General features: G+C 68.3%; 9 protein-coding genes. 5 read left to right on the forward strand and 4 right to left on the reverse strand.

The features are described from left to right. Positions 1–37: 37 nt before the first annotated feature. The 4 genes from ACR3IO_RS14345 to ACR3IO_RS14360 all read right to left on the reverse strand — a co-directional run bounded on the left by ACR3IO_RS14345 (position 38) and on the right by ACR3IO_RS14360 (position 7,483). A complete protein-coding gene (locus tag ACR3IO_RS14345) occupies positions 38–2,611 on the reverse strand; it encodes a family 78 glycoside hydrolase catalytic domain (RefSeq protein WP_434071890.1) in 2,574 nt (857 codons plus the stop codon). Further along, complete coding sequence (locus tag ACR3IO_RS14350) at positions 2,608–5,094, reverse strand: glycoside hydrolase family 3 N-terminal domain-containing protein (protein ID WP_434071891.1); 2,487 nt, start codon at positions 5,092–5,094, stop codon at positions 2,608–2,610. Before ACR3IO_RS14350 ends, ACR3IO_RS14345 begins: the two co-directional genes overlap by 4 nt. Position 5,095: 1 nt before the next feature. Beyond that, positions 5,096–6,376, reverse strand: a complete 1,281-nt coding sequence (locus tag ACR3IO_RS14355) for an MFS transporter (RefSeq protein WP_434071892.1) — start codon at positions 6,374–6,376, stop codon at positions 5,096–5,098. Positions 6,377–6,496: 120 nt separating this feature from the next. Beyond that, positions 6,497–7,483: a LacI family DNA-binding transcriptional regulator gene (locus ACR3IO_RS14360; RefSeq protein ID WP_434071893.1), complete on the reverse strand. Its 987-nt coding sequence runs from the start codon at positions 7,481–7,483 to the stop codon at positions 6,497–6,499. A gap of 99 nt (positions 7,484–7,582) precedes the next feature. Here ACR3IO_RS14360 and ACR3IO_RS14365 point away from each other — a divergent pair, with 99 nt between their 5' ends. The 5 genes from ACR3IO_RS14365 (at position 7,583) to ACR3IO_RS14385 (ending at position 13,026) form a co-directional block, all read left to right on the forward strand. Further along, complete coding sequence (locus ACR3IO_RS14365) at positions 7,583–9,049, forward strand: NAD-dependent epimerase/dehydratase family protein (protein WP_434071894.1); 1,467 nt, start codon at positions 7,583–7,585, stop codon at positions 9,047–9,049. A 1,127-nt stretch (positions 9,050–10,176) separates the two neighbouring features. Next, positions 10,177–10,599 carry a hypothetical protein gene (locus tag ACR3IO_RS14370; protein ID WP_434071895.1) on the forward strand — a complete coding sequence of 141 codons (423 nt, stop codon included), beginning with the start codon at positions 10,177–10,179 and terminating at the stop codon, positions 10,597–10,599. Positions 10,600–10,732: 133 nt separating this feature from the next. Next, entirely contained in the window at positions 10,733–11,290 is a 558-nt protein-coding gene (locus ACR3IO_RS14375; protein ID WP_434071896.1) for a hypothetical protein, read from the forward strand. A 321-nt stretch (positions 11,291–11,611) separates the two neighbouring features. Beyond that, entirely contained in the window at positions 11,612–12,379 is a 768-nt protein-coding gene (locus ACR3IO_RS14380) for a hypothetical protein (RefSeq protein ID WP_434071897.1), read from the forward strand. Positions 12,380–12,426: 47 nt separating this feature from the next. Continuing rightward, entirely contained in the window at positions 12,427–13,026 is a 600-nt protein-coding gene (locus tag ACR3IO_RS14385; RefSeq protein WP_434071898.1) for a type 1 glutamine amidotransferase domain-containing protein, read from the forward strand. Positions 13,027–13,102 lie beyond the last annotated feature (76 nt).

The following is a 13,102-nucleotide window of genomic DNA, read 5'->3' on the forward strand; positions in this document are numbered from 1 at the left end:
TGGCTGGGACGCTGAGATGTCATGGGTTCCGCCCGACTCATGTGACGATGCGGGAGTGCGGGCGGCGACCGGAGACAGGTCCCACGTCCTCGTGGGTGAACTCGTGGGACCCGCTGCTGACTTCGGCCTGAGTGCCGTCGGGTAGCACGACGGTGCACCGGGTGGATACGGGGACTTCGACGCGCAGCGTGAACAGGTCGCCGTCGAGCGTCCACGACGAGGATGCCCGCCCGTACGGGGTCTCGACCGCGCCTTCGGCGGACGTCAGGCCGCCGCCGAGCAACGGCGCGACGCGGAACGTGCGGTAGCCGCCCGAGGTCGGCTCGATGCCGGCGATGCGCTGGTAGAGCCAGGCGCCGACGGCGCCGGCGGCGTAGTGGTTGAAGGAGACCATGCCCCCGGTGTCCTTGCCGGTCTGCAGGTCGAGCGTGTTGACAGTGCCGTCGGGCCGCAGGGCGTCCCAGCGTTCCCAGATGGTGGTGCCGCCGGCATCCATCATGTACAGCCAGGACGGCGGGCCGGTCTGCATGAGCAGGTCGAACGCTTCGTCGACGCGGCCGTGATCGGAGAGGGCGAAGAGGATGTACGGGGTGCCGGGGAAGCCCGTGCGCAGGTGCCCGTCGGCCTCGTCGATGAGCCGGACAAGGTTGTCGGTCATCGTGTCCGTCTCGGCGCCGGAGGTCATGCCGTAGTGCAACGGGAGCACGTACGCGGACTGGAACTCCTGCTTGAGCGTGCCGGCGCCGTCGGTGAAAACGTGCCGGTAGGCGCTGATGATCTCCTCGCGTTCGGTGCGGAAGTGCTCGGCATCCTCGTGCTCTCCGAGCAGATCGGCGATCTCGGCGGCGATGCCGCACGAATTGGCGTGGGCGGCGGTGCCGATCCACTTGCCCTTCGCGATCCACTCCCTGGCCGAGCCGTCGGGGGAGGTCCAGTCGCCGAAGTGGAACGGGAACTGCCAGACGTGGCGGTTCCGGCCGACGGCGAGCAGCCGGGACCACCAGCGGGCGGCGCCGAGGAACTTCCGCATCATCGGGTAGTTGCGGCGGAGCATCCCGAGGTCGCCCCTGGCGAGGTACTCGGCCCACGGCGCGAGAATGCACGCGTCGCCCCACACGGAGGTCGCCATGACCGGGAAACCGTTGCCGGAGCGGGGCACGACCATCGGGATGCCGCCGCCGCGGCTCTGCTCGGCAGCCATGTCGCGCAGCCACTTGCCGACGAAGCGGCTCATGTCGAAGTTGTAGCTCGCCGTCGCGGCGAACACGGCGTAGTCACCCGTCCAGCCCTCGCGCTCGTCGCGCTGCGGGCAGTCGGTCGGGATGTCGACGAAGTTGGAGCGGCCGCCCCACTCGATGGCCGACTGCAGCTTGTTCAGGCGCTCGTTCGAGGAGGTGAAGGTGCCGGTACGGCGCAGATCGCTGTGCAGCACGAGGGCGGTCAGCTCGAGGTCGTCGGGGTCGATGCCGGTGACGCCGACGTAACGGAACCCCATGTAGGTCAGGCGCGGCGAGTAGGTCTGCTCGCCCTCGACGCACGTGTAGGTCGCGGTTGCCTTCGCGGTGCGCAGCGACTTGACGAACAGTTCGCCGTCGACCAGCACTTCGGCGTGCCGGAACACGACCGTCTGCCCGACGTGACCGCGCAGGCGGGCATGGATGACGCCGGCGAAGTTCTGCCCGAAGTCGTAGATCACCTCACCGCTCGGGGCGACGCTGCGCGAGACCGGTTCGAAGGTGCGCTGCACCCGCACCGGTGGCCCGTACTGGGCGAGCAGCTGTGGCGTGCCGCGCGGTTCGGTGAGGTCGGCGCGCTTCCAGGTCATCCGGTCGGCGGCGATGCGGGCATCCACGGTCTCGCCGTCGTACCACTCGGCCATCGTGACCGGGCCGTCGGTGGCGACCTCCCAGTCCGGGCCGGTCGCGAGGATGGCTGACGTGCCGTCGGCGTATTCGACGTGGATCTCGGCGAGGAATGCCTGCCGGTCGGCGTCGATCATGTTCTTCCGGGCGAAGGTGTACGAGCCGACTGCCCAGCCGCCGGCGACGGTCGCGATCAGGTCGTTCGCCGCCGCGAGCCGCTCGGTCAGGTCGTACGTCTGGTATTGGATCTGGTGCCCGTACGAGGTGAAGCCGGGCGCGAAGTAGTCCTCGCCGACCTTCACGCCGTTCAAGTCGAGTTCATACACGCCGAGCGCCGTCGCCTCGATCCAGGCGCGGGCGACCGGCTTGTCCGCCTCGAACCGGGTGCGGAACACCATCGGCACCGGAGAGAGCTTCTTCGGCGTGCGGTACGTGGCATCCGTGATCCAGCGAGCGGTCCACGGCAGGTCGAGGCGGCCGGTGCGGAAGGTCGTCGTCGCCGTCGCGACTGCGCCGCTCGTGCCGGTCGCCTCGACCTCGACGAGGTAGTCGGTGTACGGCTCGAGCTGGCTGGCGTAGCGGATGCCGACCTGCTCGCTCGTCTCGACCTCCCAATCGCCGACGCGGATGCGCGCCGAAGCGAGGTCCTCGCCCGGCACGTCGGAGGCGAGCGAGAACGCGAACGCGGGCGCTTCGTCGGTGATGCAGCCGGACTCGAGGTCGTCGACGGTGAGGCGGGTGACCTTCATCGGGCCTCCTGGAGAACGACGGGGGCCGCAGCGGGGGACGGGGCAGGGCGTCGAGCCCCGAGGATGCTCCGGAGCGCACGGATCGGATGGCCGGCGGCCATCTCGCTCAGGCCGCGGGCGAGACCGTACGGAAGAACGCCGCCGGAGGACATCGACATCGCGCGCAGCGACATCGACGGCATCATCCGCACGACGAAGTTCGCGCTCTTCACCCGGGCATCGCGTTCCAGTCCATCGGGCAAGGCGAGCGCCGCGTCGAGGTCCTTCTGCCCTCGTCCGACGACGGCGCGGAGCATGATGCCGCCGAACAGCGAGCCGCGGGCGTCGCCGAGACGTCCGTTCAGCTCGAGGCGGCGCGTGGCGCGCGGGGCGGGGATGGGCCGGCCGACCAGGTCGGCGAAGGCGCCGGGGATGCCGTGCGGCGGGGTCGAGTAGGCGCGATCGACGGTGGGGGAGTAGGGCGAGCGCGACGGGCGGCCACTGAATACGACGAGCGGCGCGGTGAGGCGGATGTCGGCGGTGGAGGCCGCGACGAGCACCTCGTAGGCGCCGTTCTCGAGCACCCATCCGTGCTCGGCGACATCCCAGTAGGCGAGTTCGGCCAACGGGAAGGCGAGCTCGATGCGCTCGGAATCACCGGCGGCCACGTGGACCTTGCCGAACGTCCGGAGTTCCTTGTCGGCTTTGAAGACCCGACCGCGGTTGTTCCGCACGTACACCTGGACGACCTCGGCGCCGTCGCGCGCGCCGGTGTTGACGACGTCGACCGACACGAGTACGCGCTCGTCGTCGCTGCGTACCGTCAGGTCGCGATACTCGAACGTCGTGTATGAGAGGCCGTGGCCGAACGGGTAGGCCAGTTCGGTGCCGGCGGCGTCGTGGAAGCGATACCCGACATAGATCGACTCCGCGTACTGCGCGATCGGGCCGCGGTTGAAGTCGGCGGCGCTCGATGCGTCGGCTGCGGTCTTCGGCCAGCTCTCGGTGAGCTTGCCCGAGGGATTCGCTTCGCCGAAGAGGAGCTGGGCGGCGGCTTCGCCACCGTGCATCCCGGGCAGGGAGAGCAGCAGGACCGCCGCGAGCTCGTCGGCGCAGGGGATCTCGATCGGTGCCCCGGCGGACACGACGAAGACGACCTTCGCGCCGGTCGCGACGAGGCCGGCGAGCAGGCGCTGCTGCGACTCGGAGATCGCCATCGTGGTGCGATCGAAGCCCTCGGATTCCTCGAGATCGCCGAGCCCGCCGAAGAACAGCACGGTCTCGGCCGTCGCGGCAGCGGCGAGCGCCTCGCGCTCGAGCGTCTCGTCGGGCGCGAGGTCGAGGCTGCGATACCCGCGGGCGAAGCGGTAGTCGATGCCGCGCGCGTCGAAGGCATCCTTCGCACTCGTGGTGGTGGGCGGGGCGATGAGGGAGGAACCCGCGCCCTGGAAGCGCATCCGCTCGAAGCCCTCGCCGACCACGAGCAGACCGCCGCGGGATCGGTCGAGCGGGAGTGTTCCGTCGTTGGCGAGCAGCACGGCGCCCTCGACGGCGACGCGCGTGGCGAGGGCGGCGTGCGCGGCCTCGTCGACCGGGCCGGCCGGGTGGCCGTGGTCATGCGTGCAGCGCTCGACGAGCGTCAGGATGCGCGCCGCGGCGCGGTCGAGGACCTCGGCCGGGAGGGTGCCGTCCTGGGCGGCCGCGATGATCGCGGCCCGGTTGTGGGCGACGTCGCCCGGCATGTCGAGCTCGCACCCGGCGAGGAGGCCCGCCACGCGGTCGTTCGTGGCGCCCCAGTCGGTCATGACGACCCCGTCGAACCCCCACTCATCGCGCAGGATGCGCGTCAGGAGCGACGCATCCTCCGAGCAGAAGGTGCCGTTGAGCTGGTTGTAGGCGCACATGACGGTCGCCGGGGCGGCCTCGCGGACGATGCGTTCGAATGCGCGCAGGTAGAGCTCGCGGAGGGCGCGCTCGTCGACGACGCTGTCGCCCACGAACCGGTAGTCCTCGTTCGAGTTCGCAGCGAAGTGCTTCACGGACGTCGCGACGCCCTCCGACTGCACGCCCTGCACGAACGCGCTGCCGAAGACGCCGGAGACGAGCGGGTCCTCCGAGAAGTACTCGAAGTTGCGCCCGCACAGGGGGCTGCGCATGAGGTTGACGCCGGGTGCGAGCAGCACGTCGACGCCGAGCGCAGCGCTCTCTCGTCCGATCGCCGCACCGACCGCGCGGGACAGTTCCGGGTCCCACGTCTTGGCAAGGGTCGTCGAGGTCGGGAACGACGTCGACGGTTCGGCCTCGGCGAGGCCGAACGCGCCGGTATTCGCCCGCACCTTCCGCACGCCGTGCGGGCCGTCGGTGAGGAACAAGCGGCGGATGCCGAGGCGTTGGACGCCGTTCGTGTTCCAGGCCTCGGTGCCTTCGAGCAGCGACGCCTTCTCTTCGAGGGTCAATTGCCCGACGAGTTCGGCGATAGCAGCGGTCGGTGCGGCGGTGTGCATGTCAGCGGACTCCTCGGACGAACGATGTGACGATGCCCGTGCCGAGCGCGATGATGGCGCCGGCGAGGAACATCGCGGTGTAATTGCCGCCGGACGGGTCGCCGAGCAGCAGCAGGCCGGAGCCGAGCAGTGGCGCGAACGAGCCCGGCAAGGTGGCCGCGAGGTTGTAGATCGACATCCAGCGGCCTGCCTCCTCGCGGTCGGGCACGAGGTCGCTGGCCATCGCGACGTCGGTCGAACCGAACATGCCGGCCGCGCCGAGTACGAACAGGACGGCGGCGAAGAAGAGCCCGAAGCCGTCGGCGAAGGCCATGAGTCCGAGGCCCGAGGCCGTCAGGACGGAGGCGGTCATGACGAACACCCGGCGGCGGCGGAGCTTGTCGGAGAGCATGCCCGACACGACGGCGAAGGTCATGGTCACGACGATGCCGATGCCGCCGACGAGGGCGAGCTTCTGGCCGGCCTCTTCCGGGGTGAAGCCGAGACGGTCGCCGAGGAAGTAGAGCTGGTAGGTCGTCAGGAACGCCAGCGCGGTCTGCATGAGCAGCTTGCCGAGCCAGACCAGGGAGAAGTCGCGGTGGGTGCGCGGGTTGAAGGCCAGAGCGCGGAACGCCTGCGCGATCGTCGTGCGCTGCGTCGGTGCCGTCGAGTCGGGGAACGCGAACGTGTAGACGAGCGCGAGCACGGCGAACAGGATGACCGGAGCGGCGAAGAGCAGCACGAGGTTGCCGGTGAGGAGGCCGCCGATCGTGTAGCCGAGGACGCCGCCGAGTTGCGTCGCGACGCCGACGATCGCGCCGACCGTGCCGCGCTGCGCTTCGGGCACTCGCTCGGCGACCACCGGCGTGATCGCAGCGGAGGTGCCGGCTCCGCCGAGGCACACGATGACCCAGCCGGCTACCAGCAGCGGTACCGACGGGGCGAGCGCGACGCCGATCGAGCCGACGAGGACGACCGCGAGTCCGCCGATCAGCCACGGGCGACGACGGCCCCAGCGCGAGACGGTGTGGTCGCTGAGCACGCCCGCCATCGGGCCGGCGATGATCGAGGCGACCGCGCCGATCGCGGAGACCAGTCCGAGCGTGACCGCCTTGTCGTCCGGCGTGAGTTGCTGGATCTTGTAGGGCAGGCTGAACAATGCCGGCATCATCACCGTCAGGTAGAGCCCGAAGTTCATCAGACCGAACAGGGTGAGGAAGAGTGGGCCGACCTTCGTAGGCGCCTCGGCGAGCGGGGCAGCGGGCGCGTCGAGGGCGACGTTTGGTTCGTCGAGCGGGGGCATACGGACTCCGTTGTCTGGGGGGGTAGCGCGCACTAGCGCGCGCTACCAACCTAGATCAGGAGACTAGCGCGCGCAAGTTCTCAACTGTACGAGCCTTCGTTGGCGATCGAGCTCGGCGCCTCAGGTGGTCTCGCGCACGACGAGCTCGGCCGTCGTGAACGGGCGCGTCGTCGGCACTGGGGCGCCGGCTGCGGCGGTCAGTGCCATCTGGGCGAAGTAGCGGCCGAGGCCGGCGATGTCGATGTGCACGGTACTGAGCGATGGAACGAGCAGGCTCGCGACCGGTGCGTCGTCGTGGCCGACGACCGCGACCCGACCGGGCACGTCGACTCCTGCCCGCAGCGCTGCGCCGAGCAGCAGCGCCGCGATGTCGTCGTTATAGGCGACGATCCCGTCGACCTCGGCGTCGAGGAAGGCCGCAAGGCACTCAGCCGCGTTCGATGCATCCACGTCGGCGGTGGTTACAAGTTCCGCGCCGGCAGTGCGATCGATCTCGGCCCGCGCGCTCTCGCGGCGCAACGCGAGCAGGTCTGCCAGGCGCGGATCGGCAGACCCGGCGTACGCCAGGCGTGTCCGGCCTCGCTCGATCAGGTGCCGCACCTGCAGGGCGGGCCCGTCGCTGAGTTCGTCGAGGGCGAAGCCGTCTTCCGTCGCCGTCTCGGGCACGATGTGCTCGACGCCGGCGGCGCGAAAACGCGCGATCTGCTCGCGCGTGAACGGCCCGAGCCCCATGACGACGTCGGGGGAGAGGGTCTCCCAGAGCGGCTGGGCCTTGCCGCCGACGTGCGGGGTCATGGTCACGAGCGAGTAGCCCGCCTCGTCGAGCGCGAGGGAGGCCTCGTCGAGGTTCGTGCGGAGGTTGTGGTCGAGCGGCCAGTCCGGCATGACGAGTAGCACGATGCGGCTGCGCCCGCTCGCGAGGGCACGGGCTGCCGAGTTCGCCCGGTATCCGAGTCGCTTGGCCTCCGCGATCACGCGCTCGCGCGTGGCATCCGAGATCGTCTGACCCGGCGTGTCGTTCAGGACGAACCCGACCGTGGCCCGGGAGATGCCGAGGGACCGGGCGACGTCGGCAGCGGTGACCCGCTTCGGTGCGGTGGTGGGCATGACGCCGCCTTCCTGGAGCTTGCACGCGCTAGCCCAGTCAGCGTACCATCAAGGCATTCACTAGCGCGCGCTAGCCGCGCCGTCGACGAAGGAGTCCCCTTGAGGTCGAGATCGCTGCCCAACGCGACCGCGTTCGCACGCACCGCCCTGCTCACCGGCGCCACCGGCAACTGGGGGCGGGCGACGGTGCGCGAGTTCCGGAACCACCCCGAGATCTGGGTGCGCGCCTTCGCGCAGCCGACCGCTCGTGACCGCGAGGTGCTCGAGGAGTTCGCCGACATGGGCAACCTCGAGGTGGTCTGGGGTGACCTGACGCGCTACGACGACGTCGCTCGCGCGATCGACGGCGTCGACGTCGTCCTGCACGTCGGCGCGGTCGTCTCTCCGGTCGCCGACGAGCATCCGAAGATCGCCCGGCGCGTGAACATCGGCTCGATGCAGCACCTGATCCGCGCGATCGGCGCCCTGCCGGACCCTGGCGCGGTCGCGCTGGTCGGCATCGGTTCGGTCGCCGAGACCGGCGACCGTCAGGCGCCCGTGCACTGGGGGCGCGTGGGCGACCCCATCCGTGTCTCGCAGTTCGACGAGTACGGGCAGACGAAGGTCGTCGCCGAGAAGCTCCTGCTCGAGTCGGGCCTGCCGAAATGGGCGTGGCTGCGCCAGACCGGCATCTTCCACCCCGGGATGCTTGAGATCCGCGACCCGATCATGAGCCACTCGCCGTTCGCCGGCGTCCTCGAGTGGGCCTCGGCGGAGGACTCGGCCCGCCTCCTCGCCCGCATCGTCGGGAACGACGTTCCCGAGGAGTTCTGGGGCGGCGTCTACAACATCGGCGGCGGTGAGGGCTGGCGACTGACGAACTGGGAACTGCAGCTCGCGATCAGCGGCGCGATGGGCGTGCGGGACGTGCGCACCTGGTACGACCGCAACTGGTTCGCGACGCAGAACTTCCACGGACACTGGTACACCGACAGCGACCGGCTGCACGAGCTCGTCCCGTTCCGTGAGGACACGTTCGAGGGCGCGCTCGCCCGAGCCGTCGCGACACTGCCCGCTTCGGTGCGCTCTGCTGGCAAGGTGCCGTCGTGGATCGTCAAGCACCTCGTGATGAAGCCCCTCACGCGGAAGCCCCGCGGCACCATGCATGCGATCCGCACCGGCGCGCGCGAGGAGATCAGCGCCCACTTCGGCTCGCTCGACGAATGGCGTGCCATCGGAGACTGGTCGACGTTCGAGGCGCCGGCGCCGTCCCGCGTGCCGACCAAGCTCGACCACGGCTTTGACGAGTCGTTGCCGATCAGCTCGTGGGACGCCAAGGTCTACCGCGATGCCGCCGACTTCCGCGGCGGTGAGCTCATCACCGACGATGCTTCGCGCGGCGCCATCTCGACCCCGCTCGCGTGGCGCTGCGCCGCCGGGCACGTCTTCGCCGCGAGCCCGCGGCTCGTGCTGACCGCCGGCCACTGGTGCCCCGACTGCACCCGCGACAGCGCGACGTACGAGCTCCAGGCCGAGCACAACCCGTTCCTCGCCCAACTGTACGGCGGCGTTCGAGTCGGGCGATGACGACCGCAATGAAGGTGACGACCACCCGTACAGTTCTCGTCGACTGGCGCGTGGGCGACGACGGTTCGGGCATCGTGTTGCGACGACACTGAGAACCTGCCCCGTCATGGTGGCCCTGACTCGACTTGACATAGTCATAGGTCCATATCGACCGAGGCGAGCTTTCTGGTCGGTCGTTGACCGAGGATGCAGCTGCGTGTCCACGGAAATGGATTCGAGAACGCGAGCAAGAAATCGCCGATCATCAAGACAGCGTCGAAGATCATCGGGGAGGAAGCAAGGGCGTACGATGCGTCTGCTCGGTGGCCTCTTGTGCCTCGCAGCGCAGGCCCCGGACACTCCGGCGGTGGTGCACGAGTGGAACATCGATAAGCGCAGGTGCATCGAACTCCCGCGTGTGTTCGATCAGAAGCGGGATCCGGTCCAGCACGCGGCATCCGTTCCGATCACGGTTATCGAGTAGTTCCGTGTGATCGAGACGGCGCTGGTGGCGGCCCTGGTGGTCTTGGGTTCAGGTCCTGAGCGACGGGTCCGGGACTTGATGCGTCAACGTTTATCCAACGTTTATTCGGTCCGAGTCCGGTCGAGGTGCTCCGAGGCATCCCGAGTAGTCTGGAAGTCATAGTTTCAGGATCGGCGAGTAATCCCCGATCAAGTCGAGATCGGTCGAGCAATGAACGCGGCTCGGTCGCCAGGGGAGTAGTCCTGGGCGAGTCCATCGGTCACGGGTTCAAGTCCCGTCCGCCCTACTTGTCGGATTTCTCTCCCAATCAGGGTTTTAAAGCTCGAGTGGTCACGCTTGGTTTCTGGCGTGGGCCCTGCCGAGAAACTCGAATTCGCCCTGATCAGGCTTTTCCTCTTTTCGGTTGTTCGTAGCGCCGATGTTTCGAGCTCAACTCTTGCTCGAGTCGGAAATGCCTGCTGATCTGGATGTTTGTTGGAGCATCTTCCCGTGGGAATGCCGGCTGGCCGCTTATTCACCGCAAATGCGGCTCAGCGCACGTGGTGCTCGTGCGTCCAGGGTTCGCCTCGGTACTTCTTGGTCGAGCTGGGCACGTTGGCCGGTTCGCGCGAGTTGATGGTCCGTCATCGCGTTCTACCGACAGAGATTTCCCATCGCCGCCTCGATGCTCGGCAGCGCTTCGCTCCGCTCGGCGCATCGTGAAAGCGCGGGGCAGTCAGGCGGAGGGCCGGAGGTACCAGCGCTCCTCGTCCAGCGCTCGGCTGCCATCATCGGGTCTTACGTCCTTCAGATGCCGTGGCGGCGGAGCTTCGATTTCCGCCCGCTGCTCATCTGTTCGATCGTGGCGCTGGTCAGCGGATTCGCGCTGGTCGCCGTGCGTGAGGTCGGTGACCTTGGTGTCGACCGGTGGAAGATCATCGTCAAGCTCGGGATTGCCGTCCTCGTCCTCGTGCTCTCTGCCGTGGGCTGGGGGAGGTCTCGCGCCCTGCGACAGGCAGACCGCGACGACGCTTCCTTGAAACCACTTCTGATCGGAGCCGGCATCGCCGTGATGGCCAACGTCACGGTCGCCTTGTTCTGGCGCTAGGCAGAACCATGACGAGTGAAGAGCCGATAGCGGAGTCCGCCAGCGGGGATCACAGCAGCGATGACTGGTCTGGGTCCACGACTCGGGGGTTCTCCCGATTCTCCTTGACGTGCGCGCTTCCTAGATTCGAGATATGCCCTTCTTCGCGTTCCTCCGAACCTGGCTCGTCTCCATCGTCGTCTGCATTCCGCTTCTCGCGTTGCTGCTCATTCCCGAGCTCATGCGCAGTAGGGCGGGGGGCGAGCAGTTGCTCATGATCGGCACGCTCGCGCTCCTCGGGCTCCTCGTGGCGGCATTCATCCTCGCCCCCGTGATGAGCGCGATCGCAGCACCGGTCGCCGAGCGTTGGACCCCTCGGTCCGCGCTCAGCGCGACACGGGCGGTGTGGCGCTCGCGCACGGGACAGGCCTGGCTCGCCCTCGGTGGTGCTGTGCTCGTGTACGCCGCTGCACAGGCTGTCGGCTACTGGGTCGGTGCCGTCGTGCCGTCGGTGCGCGATAACCCGGCGTTCGGCAGCGGTGCCTCAGCGGCCCGCTGGGTGATCGACTACCCCGCCTACGCGTTGCAAGCCGTCACGATCTACGCGATCACCACACTCGCGGTCGCCTGGTACGGATGGCGCATCCGTGTGATCTCCCTCACCGCGACCCCTGCCGATATTCGGACCGGAGAGCTCGCCGCTCGAGCCTGAGGCGTGAATATGATCACCCGGCTCTCGGGAGATGACAGATCCGCCTGCGGCCGTGCGCAGGCGGATCCCCGCGTCAGATGCTGTCGGCGTTTCGGGGAGACCGCAGACGGGTCCATTGCGAGAACGGCGCATCTCTGGTCGCGGGGTGGTGAGAAGCTGCCCGTGCCCGCGTCGCCTGCACGTACGCGCGGGCCATTGCATACGAATGGCGCGCATCTTGAGGAGCATCTGTCGACGTGGATTGGCCTTCCTGTCGCACAATGCGAACCCGCTGCACTGGCCGCCCCCTCTGTATGACGGAGGGCTCGTCGCGTCCATGGAGTGCGCGTCTGGGTGCTTGGCTGCGACAGGCCAGCGCGCTCTCGCCCGCTTCGTCGGTCGCTCGTGCAGAATCGGCAGATGAGCGACTCGTCGGAGACCGAGCACATCGAGCCAAGCGCCGCGCCAGGCCGCTTTGCGTCGGACCGGACCCCCGACCGGCGCGAGGTGATTCGCAGACGCGTGATCGACGCGATCGCCGTGTTCCTGCTGTCCGCCGTCGCGGTGCTGACGGCGTGGTGCGGGTTCCAGGCCTCGAAATGGGGCGGCGAGATGTCGATCGCGTTCAGCCAGGCGTCGGGTGCGCGGGTGCAGGCGACCGACTACTCCAGCCAAGCGCGTGATGCGCGGGCGAGCGACCAGTCGATCTGGGTGCAGTGGGTGCTCGCGACCCAACAGGGCGACATCCAACTCGCGACCTACATCGAGGAGCGGTTCACGCCCGAGTTCCGCGTGGCATTCGACGCATGGGATGCCGGCGGCCGTGAGGCGCAAGGTCCCTTCGCCCTGGACGCCTATGTGCCGCCCGGCACCGAGGAGGCGGCTGAGTTCAACGACCTCGCCGACGCGAAGTTCGCGGCCGCGCTCGAGAATAACCAGCGCGGTGACAATTACTCGATCTTGACCGTGCTGTTCGCGCTCGTGCTCTTCCTCACCGCCATGTCGCAACGCGAACTCCAACCCTGGGTCGTGCGCACCCTTCTCGGACTGGCGATCGTCGTCGCGGTGCTCGGGCTGTCGATATTGCTGACGTTCCCGGTGAGGATCTGAGCGTTGCCCCCGATCCCGTCGGTATCAATCTCGACTCTGTTTACCGCTTGTCAAGCCTGCTGACTGAGGCTGGGATTGAGGTTGTGGTCGCCTCTGCGGGGGGCGGCGAGCCGCCCGTCGATCCGTTGAGTTTCGGGGAGGGCGTCGAAGACAGCCGCACTGAAACCTTCGAAGTCGATGACGTCGCCATGGCGTTGTTCCGCGATTCTCATGCATTGACGACGTTGGCGTCTGACGCATTCGATGGGCTGTTCTTCGCAGGTGGTCACGGTGGCATGTGGGATCTCCCTGACAGTCCGACGGTGGCGACACTCATTGCCAGCACGTTGGATGCAGGCAAGTCGCTTGCGGCGGTCTGTCATGGTGTCGCCGCCCTGTGCGGACGGCACCCGCATACTGGTCGCCCGTTCGTGGAAGGCAGACGGGTGACAGCTCTGAGGACCAGCGAGGAGATCGACCTCGGACGCGAGGAGGTGGTGCCGTTCCTGCTGCAGGAACGACTTGTCTGGCTCGGCGCGGAGTTCGACGAGGCACCGGTTTTCACGCCACATGTCGTGACTGACGGTTCGCTGATCACCGGGCAGAACATGCGTTCGGCTGATCACGCTTCACGGTCGTTCCTGGCCGAACTCGCGTCCCGCTCGTAGGTCGATCCGCACGGCGTCAGGGGGAGGCGCGCGCCCTTATCGCGGGTGCGTCGGTAGGGGCCCCGACGCCCCGTGC

Origin of the sequence: Agromyces sp. Marseille-Q5079 (assembly GCF_051016555.1) — a bacterium.
Classification (GTDB): domain Bacteria; phylum Actinomycetota; class Actinomycetes; order Actinomycetales; family Microbacteriaceae; genus Agromyces.